The 2,171-nt window shown below is 55.4% G+C and carries 1 protein-coding gene; it reads left to right on the top strand.

Annotated elements, in window-relative coordinates; translation table 11 throughout:
* Positions 1 to 2,166 (top strand): beta strand repeat-containing protein (locus tag GGR91_RS11510; protein WP_183942372.1); only part of this gene is annotated, 2,166 nt, incomplete at its 5' end.
* Positions 2,167 to 2,171 lie beyond the last annotated feature (5 nt).

Here is a 2,171-nt window from a genome sequence, read left to right as displayed (position 1 = left end):
GGTGGGAGCCGAGCCGATGTTGCTGTGTATACAGGCAACCGGAGCGATTATACGGTGACGACGGTTGCCGGTGTGACGACGGTGAGGGACAACCGGGCCGGTAGTCCTGACGGCACAGATACGCTGCGCGGCATGAACATCTTGCGCTTTGCAGATATACAACTGTTCCAGAGTACGGCTGCGAACAAGATGACGTTGGCGGGGCAAGCGCAGACCTTCAATGTTGCAAACAGCGAGTTGGTGCAGGGTACGAACGCGGCTGAGCACTTTATTGTGGCACCAAAGACAAGCGCGTTAGTCTTTGTGGGCAACAATGACACGGTCGACCTATCTGGGTCGATTAACAGCTATAGCTTTGCCAAGACGGGAACGCAGCTTCAGATTAGCGATGGGACCTACACCACGACGTTGAGTGTGGGGGGCAGCTTCACCTTAAGGACTGCGTCTGGCTCAACCAGCGTTGCCATCGACTTTGCCGCAGGTGGTGCAATCAAGCTTGGTGGGACCCAGGCCGTCGGAAGCTCCACCTTTGATCCACTTGCCGCGATTATAAACTCCAATAACATTTCGGTACTGTCTGCTTCTAGCGTGAGCTCCCCTCCCACGGTTGATGTAATCCGGACGTCGGATAAGACCCCGACCTTAAGTGGGACTGCGATTTTGTCTTCAGGGCAAGTGTTAGAGGTGACGGTTGGTGGCGCTACCTACACGACCGCGAACGGTGTTGTGGTTGGCGCCAATGGCAGTTGGTCACTGACGCTGCCTACCGACCTTGCGCAAGGCACATATGACGTTACCGCCCGCATTGTCTCGGCGCCTGTTGTAGCGGCCACTGCGGTGGCAGGCACGTCTGGTAATGACACGCTGATAGGCACTTCTGGATCTGTGAGCGTGTTTACAGGTGGCGCTGGCAATGATGCGCTGACCGGTGGGAGCCGAGCCGATGTTGCTGTGTATACAGGCAACCGGAGCGATTATACGGTGACGACGGTTGCCGGTGTGACGACGGTGAGGGACAACCGGGCCGGTAGTCCTGACGGCACAGATACGCTGCGCGGCATGAACATCTTGCGCTTTGCAGATATACAACTGTTCCAGAGTACGGCTGCGAACAAGATGACGTTGGCGGGGCAAGCGCAGACCTTCAATGTTGCAAACAGCGAGTTGGTGCAGGGTACGAACGCGGCTGAGCACTTTATTGTGGCACCAAAGACAAGCGCGTTAGTCTTTGTGGGCAACAATGACACGGTCGACCTATCTGGGTCGATTAACAGCTATAGCTTTGCCAAGACGGGAACGCAGCTTCAGATTAGCGATGGGACCTACACCACGACGTTGAGTGTGGGGGGCAGCTTCACCTTAAGGACTGCGTCTGGCTCAACCAGCGTTGCCATCGACTTTGCCGCAGGTGGTGCAATCAAGCTTGGTGGGACCCAGGCCGTCGGAAGCTCCACCTTTGATCCACTTGCCGCGATTATAAACTCCAATAACATTTCGGATAACGCAACGTTTCCGGTCAACGACACCACAAGTTCCGAGCTTACTATTTTGGGCTTTGTGATCTCGGGCAACTCCACGGTGTCCGAGGGGCAGTCGCTTACACTGACTATTAATGCCGAAGGCGTCGCCAATGGCACGGTCGTTCCCTATGCCCTCTCTGGCACAGGGATCGCGGCTGAAGATATTACCGGTGGCTTGAGCGGGTCGTTCACCGTCAACAATGGCCAGGGTAGCATCACAATCACGACAACCTTGGATCGACTAACTGAGGGCGGTGAACAACTTCTTGTAACGCTCGGCGGAATGGCTTCCGGTACGCCTGCGTTCAGCATAAACATCGCTGATGTCGGCCTTACACCGGTCACGCTCACCAACGGGCAGAGCGTCACGGCGACCGCTGGCAAGGTGGATACCTTTATCATTGATGCCGGCCAAAGCATTACCGCAACCATCGTTGGGTTTGAGGTGGGTGATGTGCTCGAATTTACTAATCACACCGCCGACTTGGGCGTTAACTTCGAACAGGTCTCCACAAGCGATGGCCTGACAACTATCTCAGCCGGTAATGCGGCCGTTACGCTGAACAACCTCGCCAACGATAACTTCGGCGACGAAATAAGCTTCGAGGCAATCTATGGCGCAAACGCCATCGGATATGTGATTTAAAAAAG

Source organism: Sphingorhabdus rigui (assembly GCF_014196595.1).
Classification (GTDB): Bacteria; Pseudomonadota; Alphaproteobacteria; order Sphingomonadales; family Sphingomonadaceae; genus Sphingorhabdus_B; species Sphingorhabdus_B rigui.
The sequence above is the reverse complement of the archived record's forward strand: the minus strand, read 5'-3'. Positions and strand labels throughout refer to the sequence as shown.